Origin of the sequence: Planosporangium mesophilum (assembly GCF_016863255.1) — a bacterium.
Classification (GTDB): domain Bacteria; phylum Actinomycetota; class Actinomycetes; order Mycobacteriales; family Micromonosporaceae; genus Planosporangium; species Planosporangium mesophilum.
In genome coordinates this window covers 1-18342 of record NZ_BOON01000012.1, presented here as the reverse complement: position 1 = coordinate 18342, position 18342 = coordinate 1, and the positions used below count along the sequence as shown (strand labels likewise).

General features: G+C 71.6%; 20 protein-coding genes. 5 read left to right on the top strand and 15 right to left on the bottom strand.

The annotated features are described in order from the left end of the window. Position 1: 1 nt before the first annotated feature. The 4 genes from Pme01_RS06765 to Pme01_RS06750 form a co-directional block, all read right to left on the bottom strand. Complete coding sequence (locus tag Pme01_RS06765; protein ID WP_168114831.1) at positions 2–814, bottom strand: TrmH family RNA methyltransferase; 813 nt, start codon at positions 812–814, stop codon at positions 2–4. Between the two features lie 66 nt (positions 815–880). Further along, complete coding sequence (locus tag Pme01_RS06760; RefSeq protein ID WP_240947922.1) at positions 881–1948, bottom strand: SPFH domain-containing protein; 1068 nt, start codon at positions 1946–1948, stop codon at positions 881–883. 100 nt (positions 1949–2048) lie between these two features. Continuing rightward, the gene (locus Pme01_RS06755; RefSeq protein WP_168114829.1) at positions 2049–2477 is read right to left on the bottom strand and encodes an NfeD family protein; all 429 of its coding nucleotides are present in this window, start codon (positions 2475–2477) and stop codon (positions 2049–2051) included. A gap of 128 nt (positions 2478–2605) precedes the next feature. Further along, complete coding sequence (locus Pme01_RS06750; RefSeq protein WP_168114879.1) at positions 2606–3442, bottom strand: DUF3097 domain-containing protein; 837 nt, start codon at positions 3440–3442, stop codon at positions 2606–2608. 117 nt (positions 3443–3559) lie between these two features. On the opposite strand from Pme01_RS06750, the gene Pme01_RS06745 reads away from it, so the two are divergent. Beyond that, positions 3560–4345 carry an Rv1486c family protein gene (locus Pme01_RS06745; RefSeq protein WP_168114828.1) on the top strand — a complete coding sequence of 262 codons (786 nt, stop codon included), beginning with the start codon at positions 3560–3562 and terminating at the stop codon, positions 4343–4345. Positions 4346–4381: 36 nt separating this feature from the next. On the opposite strand, the gene Pme01_RS06740 is transcribed toward Pme01_RS06745, so the two are convergent. The 6 genes from Pme01_RS06740 to Pme01_RS06715 all read right to left on the bottom strand — a co-directional run bounded on the left by Pme01_RS06740 (position 4382) and on the right by Pme01_RS06715 (position 9167). Continuing rightward, positions 4382–5206, bottom strand: coding sequence for a hypothetical protein (locus tag Pme01_RS06740; RefSeq protein ID WP_168114827.1), 825 nt, complete (start codon positions 5204–5206; stop codon positions 4382–4384). A 49-nt stretch (positions 5207–5255) separates the two neighbouring features. Further along, positions 5256–5771 (bottom strand): hypothetical protein, encoded by a 516-nt coding sequence (locus Pme01_RS06735; RefSeq protein ID WP_168114826.1) that lies wholly within the window; start codon positions 5769–5771, stop codon positions 5256–5258. 12 nt (positions 5772–5783) lie between these two features. Next, positions 5784–6731, bottom strand: coding sequence for a hypothetical protein (locus tag Pme01_RS06730; protein WP_168114825.1), 948 nt, complete (start codon positions 6729–6731; stop codon positions 5784–5786). After that, positions 6728–7111, bottom strand: coding sequence for a hypothetical protein (locus Pme01_RS06725; protein WP_168114824.1), 384 nt, complete (start codon positions 7109–7111; stop codon positions 6728–6730). The genes Pme01_RS06730 and Pme01_RS06725 overlap by 4 nt, the downstream gene beginning before the upstream one ends. A gap of 159 nt (positions 7112–7270) precedes the next feature. Beyond that, positions 7271–8056, bottom strand: coding sequence for an HAD-IIA family hydrolase (locus Pme01_RS06720; protein ID WP_203935471.1), 786 nt, complete (start codon positions 8054–8056; stop codon positions 7271–7273). Positions 8057–8132: 76 nt separating this feature from the next. Next, complete coding sequence (locus tag Pme01_RS06715) at positions 8133–9167, bottom strand: ferrochelatase (protein WP_168114823.1); 1035 nt, start codon at positions 9165–9167, stop codon at positions 8133–8135. Between the two features lie 136 nt (positions 9168–9303). Between Pme01_RS06715 and Pme01_RS06710 the strand changes: the two genes are divergently transcribed. The 4 genes from Pme01_RS06710 (at position 9304) to Pme01_RS06695 (ending at position 13549) form a co-directional block, all read left to right on the top strand. Continuing rightward, positions 9304–9639, top strand: a complete 336-nt coding sequence (locus Pme01_RS06710; protein ID WP_168114822.1) for an effector-associated constant component EACC1 — start codon at positions 9304–9306, stop codon at positions 9637–9639. Position 9640: 1 nt separating this feature from the next. Further along, complete coding sequence (locus tag Pme01_RS06705) at positions 9641–10906, top strand: YqgE/AlgH family protein (RefSeq protein WP_168114821.1); 1266 nt, start codon at positions 9641–9643, stop codon at positions 10904–10906. A 15-nt stretch (positions 10907–10921) separates the two neighbouring features. Then, positions 10922–13081 (top strand): SIR2 family protein, encoded by a 2160-nt coding sequence (locus tag Pme01_RS31395; protein WP_203935470.1) that lies wholly within the window; start codon positions 10922–10924, stop codon positions 13079–13081. 108 nt (positions 13082–13189) lie between these two features. After that, complete coding sequence (locus tag Pme01_RS06695; protein ID WP_168114819.1) at positions 13190–13549, top strand: antitoxin Xre/MbcA/ParS toxin-binding domain-containing protein; 360 nt, start codon at positions 13190–13192, stop codon at positions 13547–13549. Positions 13550–13558: 9 nt separating this feature from the next. On the opposite strand, the gene Pme01_RS06690 is transcribed toward Pme01_RS06695, so the two are convergent. From Pme01_RS06690 to Pme01_RS06670, 5 genes are all read right to left on the bottom strand, one after another. Next, positions 13559–14134: a hypothetical protein gene (locus Pme01_RS06690; RefSeq protein WP_168114818.1), complete on the bottom strand. Its 576-nt coding sequence runs from the start codon at positions 14132–14134 to the stop codon at positions 13559–13561. Positions 14135–14353: 219 nt separating this feature from the next. Further along, positions 14354–14920 carry a class IV adenylate cyclase gene (locus Pme01_RS06685; protein WP_168114817.1) on the bottom strand — a complete coding sequence of 189 codons (567 nt, stop codon included), beginning with the start codon at positions 14918–14920 and terminating at the stop codon, positions 14354–14356. A 30-nt stretch (positions 14921–14950) separates the two neighbouring features. After that, entirely contained in the window at positions 14951–16171 is a 1221-nt protein-coding gene (locus tag Pme01_RS06680; RefSeq protein ID WP_168114816.1) for a radical SAM protein, read from the bottom strand. A 129-nt stretch (positions 16172–16300) separates the two neighbouring features. Next, positions 16301–17068 carry an enoyl-ACP reductase FabI gene (fabI, locus tag Pme01_RS06675; RefSeq protein WP_168114815.1) on the bottom strand — a complete coding sequence of 256 codons (768 nt, stop codon included), beginning with the start codon at positions 17066–17068 and terminating at the stop codon, positions 16301–16303. A 13-nt stretch (positions 17069–17081) separates the two neighbouring features. Continuing rightward, entirely contained in the window at positions 17082–17786 is a 705-nt protein-coding gene (locus Pme01_RS06670) for a beta-ketoacyl-ACP reductase (protein WP_168114814.1), read from the bottom strand. Positions 17787–18342 lie beyond the last annotated feature (556 nt).

The window sequence follows — 18342 nt, the reverse complement described above, 5'->3', positions numbered from 1 at the left end:
CTCAAGTCTCCCGGCACAGTTCCCAGAAGGCCACGGCGGCCGCCGCGGCGACGTTGAGGGAGTCGACCCCGGCGTGCATCGGGATCACCACCGCCCGGTCGCTGGCGGCGAGGGCCCGGTCGGTCAGCCCTGCCCCCTCGGCGCCCAGCAGCAGAGCGGGCCGCTGCCGCTGCTCGGCGGTCAGCTTCTGGATCGGGAGCGCGTCCGGGGCGGGCGTCATCGCCAGCAGCGTGAAGCCGGCCTGCCGCACCTGCTCGAGCCCGGCCGGCCAGGGGTCGAGGGTGGCGTACGGCACCGCGAACACCTCGCCCATGCTCACCCGTACGCTGCGCCGGTAGAGCGGGTCGGCGCAGGTCGGCGAGAGCAGTACCGCGTCCATGCCGAGCGCCGCGGCGCCCCGGAAGATCGCACCGATGTTGGTGTGGTTGTTGACGTCTTCGAGGATCGCGATCCGCCGGGCGCCGGCGAGGACCTCGGCGACGGCGGGCAGCGGGCGGCGGTGGAACGACGCGAGGACGCCCCGGTGGACGTGGAACCCGGTCACCGCGTCCATGACGGCCTGGCTGGCCGCGTACACCGGGGCGTCGTCTCCGAGGTCGTCCACCTGCCGGACCCGCTTCTCGTCGATGAGCACCGAGCGCATCCGGTAGCCCGCCCGCAGGGCGCGGCGCAGCACCAGCTCGCCCTCGGCGATGAACAGCCCGCTCGGTGGCTCCCAGCGGGTACGCAGCTCGAGATCGGTCAGGGCGCGGTAGTCGGCGATGCGCTCGTCGTCCGGGTCGGTGATCGGGATGGGGCTCGGCACGCCGCCCATTGTGACGCAGCGATGATCGGCGGAGAGCCTCGCACCGGGACCTCTCCGCCGATCATGCCGTAGGCGTCAGGACTGTCCGGGAACCCGGACCGGCCGGGTCTCCTCCTCCAACAGCGAGCTGGCTGGAGTGTGCGGCGACGCCTCGATCTGCTGGGTCTCCTCGACCGAGGCGCGCGGCGTCGTCACCCCGCCCACGTCGCCCGGGCCGCCGACCGCGACGCTGGCCTCCTTGGCGGCGTCGGCGGCCGACGTGGCCGCCGCCCGGGCCTCCTCCGCGGCAGCCTCCGCCTCGGCCACGCCGGCATCCTCGACCGCGCGGCCCGGCCGGTCCTCACCGGGGGCCGCGCCCATCCCGTTCAGGCCGCCCAGCGCGCCGCCGATGCCCTCGAGCGCCTTGGTCAGCTCGGCCGGGATGATCCAGACCTTGTTGGACTGACCGGCCGCGATCTGCGGCAGCGCCTGCATGTACTGGTACGCCAGCACCTGGGGGTTGGGGTCGGCGGTGTGGATCGCGTCGAAGACGGTCTGGATCGCCTTCGCCTGGCCCTCGGCCGTCAGGATCCGCGACGCCCGGTCGCCCTCGGCACGCAGCACGGCCGCCTGCTTCTCACCCTCGGCGGTCAGGATCTGCGCCTGCTTGTGGCCCTCGGCGTTCAGGATCGTGGCACGGCGCTCCCGCTCGGCGCGCATCTGCTTCTCCATCGAGTCGCGGATGCTCGGCGGCGGCTCGATCGCCTTGATCTCCACCCGGGTCACCTTGATGCCCCACCGGCCGGTCGTCTCGTCCAGCACGCTGGACAGGTGCCGGTTGATCTCGTCGCGGCTGGTCAGCGCCTTCTCCAGGTCCATCGAGCCGATGACGTTGCGCAGCGTCGTCACGGTCAACTGCTCGATCGCCTGGAGGAAGTTGGCGATCTCGTAGGTGGCCCGGACCGGGTCGACGACCTTGAAGTACAGCACCGTGTCGATCGACACGACCAGGTTGTCGGAGGTGATGACCGGCTGCGGCGGGAAGCTCACCACCTGCTCCCGCATGTCCACCTTGGAGCGGACCGCGTCGAGGAACGGCATCAGCAGGTTGAGCCCGGGCGGGAGGGTGCGATGGTACTTGCCCAGTCGCTCGACGACGTCCATGCGCTGCTGGGGCACCACCCGCACCGACTTCACCAACGTGATCACCACGAACAGCGCGATCAGCGCCACGAAAACGAGGACTATCACTTCCACGTCTGTCTCAGTCCTTCCACACCATCGCCGTTGCGCCCTTGACCTCGATAACCCGGACCCGCTCGCCGGGCTCGAACTCCTGAGTCCCGTCGTACGACCGAGCCCGCCACATCTCGCCCTCGATCTTCACCAGGCCGGAATCCGCGTCGACGCGCTCGAGGACGGTACCGGTCGACCCTTCGATGGCGGCCAACCCGATCGAGGAGTCCTCGCCGTGATGATCGAACCGCCGCTTGAGGGCGGGACGCACCGCGACCAGCGCGAGCGCCGAGACCACGGCGAAGACCAGGCCCTGCGCCCACAGCTCACCGCCGACGGCCGCCGTCCCGGCCGCGGCCAGCGCCCCGGCGGCCAACATGATCAACACAAACGTACCGGTGAAGGCCTCGGCTATCGCGAGCCCCACCGCTACCGCAAGCCACAGCAGCGCGTCCACGACTCGATCGTGTCATGTCGGCGCACGTCCCCGCGACGCCCATAAATCGCGGCCGTGCCACTGCCAGCGGACACCGTCCGCCGCGACGCCTGGCCGGCGCTGTAGCGGCACCTACTCGCCGGCCGTGGCTACTCCCCCGGCTCCGTCACGAAGTCGATCAACCGCTCCACCGCGCCGATCAGCGGCGTCTCCACATCCCGGAAGCTCGACACCGAGGCGAGGATGCGCCGCCACAGCTCGGCCGGCTCGGCCACGCCGAGCGCCGCGCAGACGCCCTCCTTCCACGGCTGGCCGCGCGGCACCTCGGGCCAGGCGCGAATACCGAGCCGCTCCGGCTTGACCGCCTGCCAGATGTCGACGTACGGGTGGCCGGTGACCAGTACGTGCGGGGAGGTGACCCCGGCAACGATGCGGCTCTCCTTGGAGCCGGCGACGAGGTGGTCGACCAGGACCCCGAGCCTGCGCTGCGGGCCGGGCGCGAAGTCGCGGACCGCCTCCGGGAGCTCGTCGATGCCGTCGAGCGGCTCCACGACCACTCCCTCGATCCGGAGGTCGTCGCCCCAGATGCGTTCGACCAGCGCGGCGTCGTGGATGCCCTCGACCCAGATGCGGCTGGCCCGGGCGACCCGCGCGTCGACGCGATCGAGCGCGACCGAGCCGGACGCGGTACGCCGGGGCTTCGCGGCGACGGGCGCCGCCGCGGGCCTGCGCAGCGTCACGACCTGACCGTCGAGCAGGAACGCCGCCGGTTCGAGCGGGAAGTTGCGCCGCCGGCCGTGCCGGTCCTCCAGGATCACCGCGCCGTACTCGAACCCGACGACGGCGCCGCAGAAGCCGGAGCCGGCGTCCTCGACCACGAGATCTGGCTCCGCGTCGACCTCGGGCACCACCCTGCGCCGCCGCCAGTTGCCCGCGAGCACGTCTTCGCCATACCTGCCCACGACGGCGAGGGTATCGGCGTCGATCCGGTTCGGCACGGCGACGCGCCCGGGCCCGGCCGGAAATACGGGTGCCGGGCCGTGCCGCGACCCGTGGTCATCGGACACGAGACAGTCGCGCACACAGCACGTACAGTTGCGGGCATGTCCCCCGCAGCGCACGCGGCGACCTTGACCGTGCGCCGGTCGACCCGGTTCGTGGCCTGGGTACGTGCCTGGCGCGCCGGTCTGGTGCCGTACGACGACGTGGCCGAAGAGATCGCCGCCGACGAGGAGCACCTGGTCGCCGACGCCCCTGGCGCCTGGACCGACGTTCCCCTCGCCGAGGGGCTCACGGCCCTGTCCAAGTGGCACCCGGACGAGATCCGGCTGGTGCTGCCCGCCCCCGGTGACCCGCGGGGCCTGCCCGGCCCCGGCCCGTTCACCGGCGCGGCGCTCGTCGCGGGCGAGGGCGTGGTGACCCCCGGTCTCGGGCTGGTCCCGGAGGTCCGTACCCATACCTCCGGCTCCGGCGTGACCTTCGAAACCGTGCTGTGGCGCTGCTACGCGCTGCCGGAGCCGGCGCTGCGGCCGGTGGACGAGCTGACCGCGGCGGAGGCCGAGGCCGAGCTGTCCCAGACGCTGGTCGAGGCGACCAGTACGCTCGCCAAGCTGGACATCGCCCAGTGGCGTCCGGAGCTGGCCGGGGCGCTCGCGGCGATCCGCAAGCCGGACGGCTGCACCGACCTCCCGCCCGGGTACGACCCCCGCGCGCGCCGGCTGTACGCCCGCGCGAGCATCCTGGACCGGGTGCTGGCGCTGGCCGAGCACGCCGCGCCCGGTGGTGCGGTCAACGGGTACGAGGCGCAGCAGCGCGACGCGGCGCTGCGTCCCCTGGTGGCGTCGTGCCGGCGCGCCCTCGTGGCCGCCTGCAACTCCCCGATGATCTAGATCCGCACGATTCTGGAAGTTGTGGCGATCAACGCGCTAGGTGTTGACCGGCTCGCCAGACTGCCCGGTACGCACCGGCGGCGGAGCAAGGTCGCAGTAGAGCGTTACGTCGGTACGGTCCAGGTCGGCCGCCGCCGGGATGGTCCGGAGCCCCGCATCGGCCGTGCCGGTGCGAAGGCCGGACCCTGCCATCCCGGGGGCGAGACGGGGCCCGCACACCGTGTGATTGCGCGTGGTGTCGAGGTTGCCTCCCACGATCCTGCCGGTCACGTCCCGGAACACGAGTGAGGTGCCCCGGGACACCAACGGCACACAGTTCGCCGACTCGAAGGTGTAGTCGATGAAACCCGAACCATCGGGGGCACGCCTCCCGCTGCCGCGCACTACCTTCGCTGTCACGGCAGCGAGGCCGTTCTTCCCGTCACCTGCCGCCAGCCACTGCGTGACGACGGGGGTGATCGAGATCCGGGCGACCGCCTTGCGGTCGGCCCGCGCCTCGTCGCTCAGGGCGACGGCGTCGCCGACGGAGACCGTGGCGCCGGGCAGGATGATCGGGACCTCCTGCACCAACCAGGACCGGTGCAAGCTGTAGACCAGGCTCTCGTTTCGCGCACCGAGGACGTCGAACGCCACCCGGGTGCGGTAGGCGACCCGGTCGGTCGTGTTCTGGATGACGGCGCCCATGCTGATCATCGACGAACGTGCGGGTATCTGACTGTATCCCTGGTCGATGATCCGCAGCCCGGAGCTGTCGGCGGCGGTGGCCGTGCCCGAGGGCGGGGCGACGAGGCGGCAGCCGGGCGCCGACGGGTTGTCGTGGCTGCCGCGCAGGACCACAACAACGCTGACGACCACGAGCACGACAGCCAGAGTGCCGGCAGCCAACCACCATGTCCTGCGTCGCACCGGCCTACCCCTCCGGTCCCTCGTAAATCTTGTACTTGAGTCGGGCGATCTTGCTGAACTGGTCCTCGATGAGCTCGGCAGCGGCCTGCCCGACCGCACTCCCGAACTCGTGCTCGTCGAGCGCGCGCACGGTGCCCGGGGCGACGCGGACCGTCCACCGTCGCATGCCTTCGACGGACAGGCAGACACGGCCGTCCGCCGAGGAGCCACGGGCGACCAGCGCCTCGCGGGCCTCCGCGAATTTCACGTCCCGCGGGCTGACCGGCTTTTCCTCGTGAGTGGCGTCGTCGCCGGTGACGTCGCTGACCGTTCTCCAGTACTCGCGAGTCCGCGCCACCCACAACAGGCTCGCCAGGGCGGCGAGCCGCCGCTCCAGGTCGCGCTCGTCGCAGCGGTCGTACCAGCCGGGCGCGAAGGCGAGCGTCACCTCGCTGCGGTGCCGCAGTGCGGTCGTCACTCTGCCGTCCGGCGTCGACGCCCGGACCTGCATGGCGTGGATCCGGTCCGCGAGCTCACCCATGGCCGTCAACGCTCATATCGACTCACCCAGCCCTCTGGGTCCGGTGACCGTCCTCGCGTCGGCGTCGGCTAGCGACGGCCGAGCCGAGATGAACCTGTCCCGGTTGCCGGCGATACAGGAGGCGGAGGCCGACACGGCGCCAGCGATGGCCAGTTCCTTGGTGTCGATATCGGCCACCAGGATGTTCAGCGCCGCCTGTACCTGGCCGATGATTGCGTCGGGGGTCTTGCCGCTGAACTCCACCTTCTTCGGCTCCTCGCGCGGGATCCCGGAGCCCACCTGAGCCGCCGCACCCGCCACCGTCAACGCGATCGCGGCGCCCCCCGTCGTCACGCCCGCCGCGACTGCGAACACCGACGAGGCCACCGTGAGCAGCGCCGTCTGGTCCTTGGGGTTGCAGTCGTTCATGACATCGAGCGCCGCCTGCGCCTTGTGAGCGATCTGGTCGACACTGTCACGCGCCGCGCCCCACAGGGCCTGCTCCGCGTCGATGGCGCCCTTGAGGGTCGCGACAACGGCGAACTGGTTCGTCGTGATGGCCGGGAACGGCTCGACGAAGTTCTGCCGGAAGGCCACGGCCGCCACTCCTCGCCAGTCCTGAACGGCCCTGCCGACCGTGGTCATGCCCTGGAGGTCGTCGTTTGCCGGCACGTCGGCCTTGTAGACCGGGTCGTTTCCCGGCTGCCCGGAGGAGAGAGCGCGCATGGCGGTCTTGAGGTAGCCGATCATCGGTTTGAACTTCGCCGGATCCGGCATCCCGAGGAACGGCGTGAACATGCCCGCGACGCCCTGGTACCGCGAGACCGTGACAGCCAGGGCCGCCCGGACGGTCTCGTCGTCCAGGTTCGGGTCGCGCCAGTTGCCGCTGCGGTCCTTCATGAAGCCGCGCTGTTTGAGGGACTCCTCGATGGCGCTTCGCTCGATCTCCGCCGCGTGCTGCGCCAGCTGCTCGTAGGTCATCTCGGTGGCTCCATGCCGTCGTCCTTGTGCGCCTCGATGACGGCCGGCTTCAAATCGGTAAACGTCCGCTTCGCGTCCTCGTCGGTGTCGGCGTACCGGTTCGCGGCCAGGATCAGCGCGTCGCCGGTCAACTCCAGGTTCTCCGCGGTCTGCCGCAGGATGTCCACGACCTCGTCGCGGAAGTCCGCCCAGACCTGGCGGACCGGACCGTACGGCCCGCCGAGCTTGGTGTCCCGCCAGAAGTTGTATTCGCATTCTTCGGTACGCGCGAGCTGCGCGGCCGCGTCGCGGAACTGCGCTCCGAGCGGCTTCAGCTCGTAATTGCCGGCCTGCCAGAGGTCGACGCAGTCGGCGCCGAGTTCCTCACCGGTATGTCCCATCGCCCTGCATCCCCTCGCCGGACGTATCGACAACCTCGATTGCCGCCAGAGTAACGGCCCGACGGAAGGGGGGACGGTCCCGATGACCCGGGTTCAGAGCTCAATGCGCCTCGATCGTCACAACCTCCGATGCGGACGTTGTGACGATCGAAGCGGCGATCAGACCTCGTCGAGCAGGTCGGCGATCGACGTGATGACCCGTGACGGCCGGTACGGGAACCGGTCCACGTCGGCCCTGGTACTGATCCCGGTCAGCACCAGGATCGTCTCCAGCCCCGCCTCCAGGCCGCACAGCACGTCGGTGTCCATCCGGTCCCCGATCATCGCGGTCGTCTCGGAGTGCGCGTTGATGGTGTTGAGCGCGGCGCGCATCATCACCGGGTTGGGCTTGCCGACGAAGTAGGGCTCCACCCCGGTCGCCTTGGAGATCAGCGCGGCGACCGAACCGCACGCCGGCAGCACGCCCTCGTTCGACGGCCCGGTCGGATCCGGGTTGGTCGCGATGAACCGCGCCCCGCTGGCGATCAGCCGGATCGCCGTGGTGATCGCCTCGAAACTGTAGGTGCGCGTCTCGCCCAGGACCACGTAGTCGGGCTCCTGGTTGCTCAGGATGTATCCGACGTCGTGCAGGGCAGTGGTCAGCCCGGCCTCGCCGATGACGTACGCGGTGCCGCCGGGCCGCTGGTCGTCCAGGAACTGCGCGGTCGCGAGCGCCGAGGTCCAGATCGAGGCCTCGGGCACGTCGATGCCCATCCGGTGCAGCCGCGCGCAGAGGTCGCGTGCGGTGTACATGGAGTTGTTCGTCAGCACCAGGAACGGTCGGCCCGAGGCGCGGAGCCGGCCGATGAACTCGGGGGCACCGGGTATCGGCTGTCCTTCGTGGACGAGCACGCCGTCCATGTCGGTGAGCCAGGACTCAACCGGCTTACGGGGCCGCACACTCATGACGCCGCCTCCCTTCGCTCACCGGCGCCATGAGACTCCACCGCGCTCAGCCCCCTGATTCGCTCGCTTCGCTCGCTCATGACGCCACCCTGTGACGGGCGGCCGGCTCGCAGTGGCCGGGCGGGCAGACGTCATGCGTCGGAATCCGGCCGAGTGCCCGCCGCGGGGTCGCCGGGTCGGTCCGTTCCCGGATCAGCTCCCCGACCATGCTGACGAACCGCGGGTCGGTCCCCGGGGTGGCCGCCCGGGCGAAGTTCAGGCCCAGCCGCCGCGCGGTGTCGGCGGCCTCGTTGTCGAGGTCCCACAACACCTCCAGGTGGTCGGAGACGAAGCCGACCGGCGAGACCACGACGTTGCGGACCCCGTCCGCGGCGAGCGCCTCGAGGTGATCGTTCACGTCCGGCTCCAGCCACGGCACCTGCGGCGGGCCGGAGCGGCTCTGCCACACCAGATCCCACGGCAGCCCCGGAGCCGCCACCCCGGCGACCAGGCCGGCGGTCTCGCGTACCTGATCCGAATACCGGGCCCCGGACGGGCCGCTGCTCGCGTCCATCGCGTTGGGGATCGAGTGCGCGGTGAAGACCAGCCGGGTACGGGCGGGGTCGCGGTCCGGCAGCGTACCGAGGGCCGCGATGACGGCGTCGGCGTGCGGCTCGACGAAGCCCGGGTGGTCGTGGAAGTGGCGCAGCTTGTCGATCACCGGCGCCCCCTCGCCCACCTCGGCCCGCGCCCGCGCGATGTCCTCCAGGTACTGCCCGCACGCCGAGTACGACCCGTACCCGCTGGTCACGAACGCGATGGCCCGGCGGATCCCGTCGTCGCGCATTTGTGCAACGGTTTTGGTCAGGTACGGATCCCAGTTGCGGTTGCCCCAGTACACAGGCAGGTTGAAGCCCGCCCTGGGCAGCTCCTCCGCGAGCGCCGCCAGCAGCTCGCGGTTCTGGGCGTTGATCGGCGACACCCCTCCGAAATGCCGGTAATGCTCGGCGACTTCGGTCAGCCGCTCGGGCGGTACGCCCCGGCCCCGCGTCACGTTCTCCAGGAACGGCATGACGTCGTCGGGCCCCTCCGGACCGCCGAAGGACACCAGCAGGAACGCGTCGTACTCCATGTCGCTATCTTGCTCGGTAGTCCGGGCGCCGCGTCGGCCACCCCTCCAGGCCCCCTCACACGGTGACATTATGCGGCCACCTTCGGTATGGTCGGTAGCTTTCAACCAGCTGGATCAGTCGATGCGAGGTGACGCGGTGCAGGTCCGCGTACGGATGGCGGACGGCTCGATCGAGGAGCTGCGGTCACTGCTCTCCTGGCTCAGGGACGAGCCGGCGGTACGCCGTCACGGCGGGCTCACCGTCGCTCCCGGCGACCCCGAGCCCGGGTCCATGACGACCGCATTCGAGGTGCTCGTCCTCGCCCTCGGCCCCGGCCTCACGGCCGCGCAGCTCGTGACCTCGATCATCATGTGGCGCAGCTCCCGCGGACCGGTACGGGTGATCATCGAGCGGGACGACCGGGAAGCGGCGATCGAGACCGACGACGCCGGCGAAGCGGACGCGATCGCCGCCAAGCTCGAGCCGAGCTGACGTGGCCGAACTGTCCGACCCGAACCGCTCCCGGGCAGTCCTCGTCGGAGCCGGTGCGTACACCCAACTGCAGCCGTTGCCGACGGTCGCCGACAACCTGAGCGGCCTCGGCGACGTGCTGACCGACGCCCGCCTGTGGGGGCTGCCGGCCGCCAACTGCCACCTGGTGGGCGACCCGGCGACGCCGCAGGAGGTCGTACGGACACTGCGGACAGCGGCCCGTACCACCGGCGTCGGCGGCCTGCTGCTGGTGTACTTCGCCGGCCACGGCGTGGTCGACGAGCGCACCGGCGAGCTGCACCTGGCGGTCGGGCAGACCGACCGGGAGGCCGCCTACGCCACCGCCGTGCCGTACGAGTGGATCCGCCGCGCGGTCCTGGAGAGCCCCGCCAGCCGGCGCCTGGTGATCCTCGACTGCTGCTACGCCGGGCGGGCGATCAGCGGCATGGGCGACGACGACCTGTCCGCGGTCGCCGACGAGGTCGAGATCGACCGGACCTGCGTCCTGGTGGCGACCTCACCCAACCGGACCGCCCTGGCACCGCCGGACGAGAAGTACACGGCGTTCACCGGTGCCCTGGTCAACGTGCTTCGCCAGGGCGTACCCGACGGTCCGGACCCGCTCAACGTGGCCACCGTGTACGACGAGGTGCTGCGCGACCTGCGGCGGCTGGCCCGCCCGCTGCCGGAGCTGCGGGCCCGCAACCGGGGCGAGACGCTCCCGCTGGTACGCAACGCCGCCCACCCGGCGCGGCCGGCCGCGCCGGTGCCGGCGACGGTACCCGCGCCGTTTTCACATGCCGGCATGGTGCTGGTCGCGGGTCCGGGGGTGAGCGATCCTGAGCTGCGTGGCGCCAGCCTGGCGATCCTCGCGCACAGCCCAACGACCGGCGCCCTCGGAGTACAGCTGAACCGCGGGACCTCACGCTCGGCACGCGACGTCTTCGACGAGCCCACCCCCGAGGTGCTCACGTCCGCTCCGGTGTTCGACGGTGGTCCGGTACGTGACGTCGTGATACTGCTCGCCGCGCCGCGCACCGGTGCCGCCGAGCCGGCGGGCTTCCGGCCGCTACGCGGCCGTGGACTGGGCACCGTACCGGTGCCGCTCACTCCGGCGGCGGCGGCCGGGCTGTCCGCGGCGTGCCTGTTCGTCGGCTACCTCGGCTGGCGGCCCGGCCAACTGGAGGCCGAGTTGGCCGCCGGTGAACTGGTCGTGACGAACAGGTCGCTCGAGACGTGGTTCTGGCAGCAGCACGATCGACACTGACGAGGAGGGTTTGGCGTGGCTAGCGAGGCCGGGCTGGTGAACCGGCTGGCGACGGCAGTGCGGCGCGGCCGCCGGGTCGCGCTGGTCCTCGGCTCCGGCGTCACCGCCCAGGCGGTACCGGGGGTGGCCGGCATGGTCGACCTGGCCGACCAGTTCGTCTCCGAGGGGATCCAGAACCCCGACCTCGCCGCGGCGCTCGCCCGGGTCCGCGCCGACCACGCCGACGCGCCGGTGGAGCTGTACGTGGCCTACCGGCGCACCTTCACCGAGTGGGTGTCGCCGGTCGAGTTCGACATCGTCGTACAGCAGGCGGTGCTGCGCGCTCACCGCTCCCGCGACGGCGGCGCGCCGGGGCGCTGGGAGCGCATCGGGTTCCAGCGCGGCGCCCAGCTCGAGGCCGAGCTGGGCAGCTGGCAGCTGCCGGCGGGGGTACGGGCGCTCGGCGCCCTGCTGGCGAGCAGGCCGGCCAGCTTCGGGCACCGGGTACTCACCACCAACTTCGACCCGTTGATCGAGATCGCGGTACGGCTGGCCGGCGGGCAGGCCCGCAGTCTCTCGCTCAAGCGCGACGGCTCGTTCGACTCGCTCGTGGCCGACCAGGGCACCGTCAACGTGGTGCACCTGCACGGGTACTGGCGGCCGACCAACGAGGCCGACGACCGGGCGATGTTGCACGACCCGGAGCAGTTGCGCGCCGACAGGCCGACGCTCGCCCGCGAGCTGGCCGACCTGCTGCGCGACGAGACGGTCTGCGTGGTGGGGTACAACGGCTGGGACGACGCCTTCACGGCCGCCCTGCACCGGTTGACCACCGGCCGCGACGCCGACGTGCTGTGGGCACTGCACGGCGAGAGCCCGGACGGGCCGGTGCCGCTGCCGCGGCCCGCCGACGGGTCACTCGCCGTGCCGGTCTACCACGGCGTGGACAGCAACCGGCTCTTCCCCGCGCTGGAGCGCGTGCTGCGGGCCCCGGTACCGGTGGGCGGGATGCCGGCGTCGGCACCGGTGACGGCCCCACCCCGGCCGGTCGCCCCGACACCCGGTACCGGCGTACCGGTCGCCCCGACACCCGGCACCGGCGTACCGGTCGCCCCGACACCCGGCACCGGCGTACCGGTCGCCCCGACACCCGGCACCGGCCACCGGGTCCGGCACACCGAGCTGGAGCGCCTGCTGGGCGCCCGCGCGTCAGCCGACGAACTGCTCCGCCAGCTCGACCGGGAGTTCGGCTGGCGCCTGGAGGGCGGGTTGGCCGAGGCGCCGCCGTCGGTGCTGTACTGGCCGGTCCAACTGCGCCAGCCGACCCTGATCCACGCGGTACAGGCCCTCGTCGCGGCGGCGCTGTCGGCGCGCGGCATGACGGTCGTGCTCTGCTTCGACGACCTTGCCGCCGACACCCACCCCGACGAGCTGCGCCGCGTCCTGCGCGCCGACGTGCAGCGCTGGTTCCGGCTGGTCGACGGCGCGAGGCCGGTCACGGTGGAGTCGCTGGAGTCGTTCTGCGAGCCGGGCCGGGTCGCCGAGCGGCTGCTCGACCCGGCCCTGCTGGAACGGCCGACCCACCCCTGGGCGGTCGAGCGGGACTACTACCGCCACTGCACCGTGTACGACCTGGCCAGGACCGTCAAGGCGATCCCCGACGCGGACGCCGACGACGCCGACGCGGTGGCCGTGACGATGGGGCTGACGACCACCCGGGCCGAGCGCCTCTGGAGCCCCCTCGCGGTCTGGGCGTACCTGCACCACCTCCTGCTCGGCAGCCGGGCCGAGGGGGTGGTCACGCTCGGCGGCGACGACGAGGCGACCATGTGGCGGCTGTGGCACGAGATCTTCGCCGACCCGGTACGCCACCTGTACAACCCGCGGATCGTCAACCTGCGCCAGGACGCCGGCATGCTGCGCTGCACCAGCTTCCAGGAGCTCAAGACCCACCTGGAGCGCAGCTGCGAGCTGCCGACCTGGCGGACCGAGGGGCACTACCTGCACTGGATCGTGCGGAACGGGCTGCTGCTGTCGCAGTACCTGCGCAACCGCCCGGCGCTGTCGGTCGGCGGCCGGCCGCTGGACAGCTGGCCGGCGGTCGTGGCGGCGCTGGAGGTGCCGGCCGAACGGCCGCGCGTTCTCCAGGCGATCGCCCGGGAGGTGTCGGCGCTCTTCCTCGGCGAACCGGGGTGAGCGGCTGACCACTCGGGGCGAGCGACGGCGCGGACCGGGTGACTGACACCGGCGCGTCGGCGGCCACGCGGGTCGCCCGGCGGTGACCGCGCAGGTTACCGTCGAGGCATGGCACACGACGCGGCGGCCTGGACGGCGCCGCTGACACAGGCGGCTCCCGCCGGGCCGCTCGCACTCGAGGAGTGCGCCCTGGCCTACGGCCGCGATCTTCTCGCCTATCTGCTCGGCGCCGGCGCCGGGAAGCCGCTGGCGACGTGGCGTCTGGAGACGCAGACGTCGAGGGGTGCGCGGGACCGGCTCCGGGTCTGCTACTGCGTTCTCCAGGTGTTCAAAGATCCCCGGCTGGCGCGGGCCTGGATGCGGCGGCCGAGGCCGCGGTTCGGCGGACGCACCCCGGCCTGGGCGGTCCGTACCGGCGACCCCGCCCTGCTCGCGGCCGTGGAACGGGAGGCCGCCTGCGGGGCGTGACCCCGCCGGTCAGGAGCCGAGCAGCCGGTCCAGGAAGTCGCGGTACCGGTGGACGGCCGCACGCAACTGCTCGGTGTCGCCCGGCCCCGACCGCCAGGCGTCCAGGTCCTTCTTGAAGGCGTTCAGGGACGCGGTGAGCGCCTCCACCGTCTCCTCGACCACCCGCTCGGCGTCGTTGGCGACGGAGTGGGGATCGTCGATGAAGCGCAGCTGCAGCTCCCGCCAGCGTTCGCGTACCGACTGCGCGTAGCCGTCGCTCCACATGCCCAGCGGCGGCATGGCAGGCATGTCGCCGAGCCCCGCCCCGGACGCGAGCGTCGGCGGCGGCTCGCTCCGCATCCGGTCCTCCATCGGCGGCACGTCGACCGGGGGACGCTGGGACGTGGTGACCGCGTGCAGCGGCGTGGTTCTGGTGGTGGTGGTCGTCGGCCCGTCGTCCGGCGTGGTCATCTCGGCGGTGCTCGGCTCGCCGGGTGGAGCGTTGGCGGCGTTGGGCCGCCCACCCCCACTTGGACGGATAAGGACCCAGGCGCCCGCCACCAGGGCGAGAATCACGAGAATCCATGTCACGTAGGTCGAGAGCAAGGCGTTCCTCCTTTTGCGGGAGGTAACCGCACCGAGCGTACCGCCAAACCGGCTCCGAACCACTCAAATGTAGCGCGGCCGGCGGGCACCGCCAGACCACGACGCCGCGAATCGTCGGCTCGACGCGGGCGCCGGAAAGCCGCTGAATCGAGCGTACCGCCGTATCTCGCGCAGCCGGATGTGAAACAGTCTCGAGTGGACTCGCTACGTGAAAGCGACTCAACCCGGGAAGGTGAGCGCGGTGGTCACGCTCCCGCGCCCGGTCATCCACCGCACCGCCAGGTCGCGGTAGTTCAGCGGCTCGGCGGGTCCGATATGGGCGCCGAGCGCGCCCCGTACCCGGACGATCTCGTCCGGCTCGCCCTCGAGCTCGACGAAGTCGCCGAGCCCGGGCAGCTCGTCCAGGCAGACCACGATGGACCGGCCCGGGCTGCGGTACTCGCGGCGTCGCTTGTCCAGTCGCCAGACCCGGACCAGGCCCTGATCCGCCAGGTCCGCCCGTACCTCGTCGGCCGCGGCCACCGGCAGCTCCACCTCCAGCCGGGCGTGCGAGCCGTCCGGCAGGTACGTCCGCGGCCCCTTGAAGCCGGCGGTCACACGGCCTTCGACCAGCCGCAGCCGTACCACCATGTCCGCCGCGCGCAGCAGCCCCGCCGGCGTGTCGTAGTACTCGTCGGCCTGCAGCGACACCGGCCCCGCCCGGAAGCCGAGCCGGTCGAGCACGACACCCAACCCGGTCTCGTCCAGGACCCGGTGCTTGCTCTCGGTCTCCACCGTCCCGGCCACGGCATCCCGCCGTCTCTGGTCGCCGTCACCTCACCGCGCGTACGGGAATGGTTGGATGCTCCCATTGAGGTACCGGCTTCCATGTTCCACCAGGTTGACATGGCAGCGAAAGGCTTCGATGACATCGGCCCGCGAGTCGCCCGGCCCGGCGATGCGCGACTTGCCGCCGAACTCACGCTCCACATAGAGGTCGCCACGGCTGCCGATCAGCAGCACGGAGTTGGGCGCCCGGTGGGTGCCGGTCACCCTGATGTTGAGCGGGAGCCGTTCGTCCTCGGACACCTTCACCAGCCGGGCCAGGGTGGGCAGGACGTACGGGCCGGGTCGCAGCTGCCGGTTGCGGGGCAACGCCGCCTTACCGGCCGGGACGACCACGTGCAACACCCAGTTGCGGACGCCCAATGTGAGCAGACCGTCGCGTACCGAACACAGCTGGTCGAGGTCCTCGTTGCCGGCGGTCACCACGGTCTGCACGGTCGTGTCGAGCCCGGCGGCGGCCACATCGGACAGCGTGCGCAGCGCGAGCCGGCCAGCGCTGGTGCCCACCGGCAGGTACCGCCGGTTGACCGGCCGCAGCCGGTCGTTGCCGGCCGGATCGAGACTGTCCAGTGAGATGCGTACGTGTACGTGGTGCTCGCGCAGTACCGGCAGCACGCCGTCGAGCCGGCCGACGCCGGAGGTGTCGAGGACCACGGCCTTCCCCGCCGCCGCCAGCTCCCGGACCAGTACCGCCGTGCGCTCGGGCCGGATCAGCGGCTCTCCCCCGGTGACGACCGCGACGAGCGCGGGTACGACCGCCGCCATCCGGGCCACCTGCCACGGCTCGTCGTCGTTCTCGGTACCGCGGTAGGACTGCATCAGGTCGTCGGCGTGGCAGTACCGGCACCGAAGTGGACAGTGGGCGGTCGCGAAGCAGTTGACGACCAGGGGTTCGGTCACCACGGGCGGCTTGTCGAAGTACCCGATCAGTGACGCGCCGTAGTGCGGGCGCTGCGGCCGGGCGGGTACCGTGCGCACGATGCCGACCTCGGCCAGGAACCGGACCGTACCGGCATCACCCGGGCCGACCTGGTCACCCCGTACGACGGCGGCGACGACCCGCGCGGCGGCGCCACTGAGCCCGAAGAAGTGGTCGCGCTCCGGCACGTAGGCCACCGCACCGAACCGCTCCTCGCGGACGATGACCCGTGGCGCCAGGGTCGCCGACGGCGTCGCCGGCACACGGCGAGCCGGGGCCCGGACGCTCGACACACCAATCCCCTCCCGCGGCGGGGTCGGAATCAGGAGGTGCGACGGCCCCTGGTCGGTGACGACAGAGTTGTATCAGGCATCCGCTCGAACGGATAGCAACTCGCCGAAAACCTCCCCGGCAAACGCGCGCTACGCGCCGATCGCGTGGTAGCCCCCGTCCACGTGCACGATCTCGCCGGTGGTGGCGGGGAACCAGTCCGACAGCAGCGCCAGGCACGCGCGCGCGGCCGGCTCCTGGTCGGTGAGGCTCCAGCCGATCGGCGACCGGCTGGTCCAGGCCTCCTCGAACTGCTCGAAGCCGGGGATGGACTTGGCCGCCATGGTGCGCAGCGGGCCGGCGGAGACGAGGTTGGCCCGGATCCCCTTCGGCCCCAGGTGCATGGCCAGGTACCGGTTGGCCGACTCCAGGCCGGCCTTTGCCACGCCCATCCAGTCGTACACCGGCCAGGCCTGGGTGGCGTCGAAGGTCAGGCCGACGACCGCGCCGCCCGGGCTCATCAGCGGCAGGCACGCCATGGCGAGGGACTTGTACGAGTACGTGGAGACGTGCAGCGCGGTGGCGACGTCCTCCCACGGGGCGTCCAGGAACCCGCCACCGAGGCAGCTCTGCGGCGCGTACCCGATGGAGTGCACGACGCCGTCGAGTCCGTCGGCGTGGTCACGGACCCGGTCGGCCAGCCCTTCGAGGTGCTCGGAGTTGGTCACGTCGAGCTCGATGACCGGCGCCTCGTTCGGCAGCCGCTTGGCGATGCGCTCGACCAGCGACATCCGGCCGAAGCCGGTGAGCACGACCTGCGCGCCCTGTTCCTGGGCGATCCGGGCGATGGAGAACGCGATCGACTGGTCGGTGATGACACCGGTGACCAGAAGGCGCTTGCCGGCGAGCAGTCCTGACATGTCCAACCTCTCCTCAGTGCCCCATACCCAGGCCGCCGTCGACCGGGATGACGGCGCCGCTGATGTAGCCCGCGGCGTCGCCGGCGAGCCAGGTGACCACCTCGGCCACCTCGTCGGGCGTCGCGAACCGGCCGAGCGGAATGGCTTCCCGGTACGCCTTCTTGCGGTCGTCGGACAGGTCGGCGGTCATGTCGGTCTCCACGAACCCGGGGGCGACGACGTTGGCGGTGATGTTACGGCTGCCCAGCTCTCGGGTGATGGACCGGGCGATGCCGATCAGCCCGGCCTTGCTCGCCGCGTAGTTGACCTGGCCCGGGCTGCCGTACAGGCCGACCACCGACGAGATGAAGATCATACGGCCCCACTTCGCCCGCAGCATCTTCGACGAGGCGCGCTTGGCGCAGCGGAAGGTGCCGGTGAGGTTGGTGTCCACCACCCGGGTGAACTGGTCGTCGGTCATCCGCAGCAGCAGCGTGTCGTCGGTGATGCCGGCGTTGGCCACCAGCACCTCGACCGGGCCCAGTTCGGCCTCCACCTTGCTGAACGCGCTGTCCACGGAGGTCGGATCGGTGATGTCGCAGACCACGCCGAACAGCCCTTCCGGTGCCGTGCCCGTACGGTGCGTCACCGCTACCCGGTCACCCTGCGCCGCGAACGCCCGCGCGATCGCCAGTCCGATACCCCGGTTACCGCCTGTGACCAGTACCGTGCGCGCCACTCCATCCCCCTCCAGTACGTCCGGATCGTGCCCCTAGGACCGGAGACTATGTGCTACCGACGGGTACACAGAAGTCCGACTCCCCACTCGCGTGCTGAAGTGCGACCGCCATAGGTGTACGATGATGGCCGCTTGCGGTGGGGCGATCCGCCCCACCCACCGGCCCCGACCCCAGGAGGTGATCGCTGTGCGAGATAGCGATCCTCCGAGTCGTGGCCGGCTCCGCGTCACCGTCTGACGCGCTGCCGTCGCTGCCCCCAACCGCGCCCCGTTCCCCGACGGGGTTACCGGCACGTGGAGTTCGACCCCCACGTACGGGCCGCCGCGACATCGGCCACGGCTCTGACCCCGCGCAGGTCCATCCGTCCTTGTGTTCCTCCCCGGGAGCCGTCGATGAGCCGTTACCTCGCCCCGCTGGGCTTCACTCTCGCCACCCTGTGGGTCGCCGTCATCTTCGTTCTGACCAGCGCCCATTGAAGTTCCGGTCGGCGCCCATCGAAGTTCCGGTCGGCGCCCATCGAAGTTCCGGTCGGCGCCCATCGAAGTTCCGGTCGGC

Excerpts from the sequence above, each read along its gene's own strand:
- Pme01_RS06765 (WP_168114831.1), bottom strand. The coding sequence starts at position 814 with ATGGGCGGCGTGCCGAGCCCCATCCCGATCACCGACCCGGACGACGAG.
- Pme01_RS06760 (WP_240947922.1), bottom strand. The coding sequence starts at position 1,948 with ATGGACGTCGTCGAGCGACTGGGCAAGTACCATCGCACCCTCCCGCCC.
- Pme01_RS06745 (WP_168114828.1), top strand. The coding sequence starts at position 3,560 with ATGTCCCCCGCAGCGCACGCGGCGACCTTGACCGTGCGCCGGTCGACC.
- Pme01_RS06735 (WP_168114826.1), bottom strand. The coding sequence starts at position 5,771 with ATGGGTGAGCTCGCGGACCGGATCCACGCCATGCAGGTCCGGGCGTCG.
- Pme01_RS06730 (WP_168114825.1), bottom strand. The coding sequence starts at position 6,731 with ATGACCTACGAGCAGCTGGCGCAGCACGCGGCGGAGATCGAGCGAAGC.
- Pme01_RS06725 (WP_168114824.1), bottom strand. The coding sequence starts at position 7,111 with ATGGGACATACCGGTGAGGAACTCGGCGCCGACTGCGTCGACCTCTGG.
- Pme01_RS06720 (WP_203935471.1), bottom strand. The coding sequence starts at position 8,056 with ATGAGTGTGCGGCCCCGTAAGCCGGTTGAGTCCTGGCTCACCGACATG.
- Pme01_RS06715 (WP_168114823.1), bottom strand. The coding sequence starts at position 9,167 with ATGGAGTACGACGCGTTCCTGCTGGTGTCCTTCGGCGGTCCGGAGGGG.
- Pme01_RS06695 (WP_168114819.1), top strand. The coding sequence starts at position 13,190 with ATGGCACACGACGCGGCGGCCTGGACGGCGCCGCTGACACAGGCGGCT.
- fabI (WP_168114815.1), bottom strand. The coding sequence starts at position 17,068 with ATGTCAGGACTGCTCGCCGGCAAGCGCCTTCTGGTCACCGGTGTCATC.